The sequence below is a fragment of the Streptomyces sp. CoH27 genome (assembly GCF_020181035.1).
Lineage (GTDB): Bacteria > Actinomycetota > Actinomycetes > Streptomycetales > Streptomycetaceae > Streptomyces > Streptomyces camelliae.
In genome coordinates this window covers 1-297 of the sequence record NZ_JAIQYY010000035.1, presented here as the reverse complement: position 1 = coordinate 297, position 297 = coordinate 1, and the positions used below count along the sequence as shown (strand labels likewise).

At 71.4% G+C, this 297-nt stretch carries 1 protein-coding gene; it reads right to left on the bottom strand.

Going from position 1 to position 297, the window contains the following annotated elements; all coding sequences use genetic code 11:
- Positions 1–297, bottom strand: a 297-nt coding sequence (locus tag LE548_RS38670) for a hypothetical protein (protein WP_225101781.1), incomplete at both ends; no start/stop codon positions are given.

Below are 297 nucleotides of genomic sequence, written 5' to 3'. Positions count from 1 at the left end.
CCCATGCCCCAGTCGATCGTGCCGTCCTCGACCATCGTCGCCCGGCGCTGCAGCTGGGGCAGCAGACGCGGGTGCACGGTGAAGCCGTCGGGGATGTCGACCTGGGACTCGGCGATCCGCTTGACGACCTCCGTGGAGATCGCGGTCGGCACCGCGACCGGGAAGCCGTCCTGCGGCTCCTGGGCGTCACCGGAGGCCGCGGAGGCCTCGCGGACCTCGGTGAAGACCTTCTCCAGCTGGCCCTGGTAGTCCTGCAGGGCCTGCTCGGCCTCTTCCAGGGTGATGTCGCCGCGACCG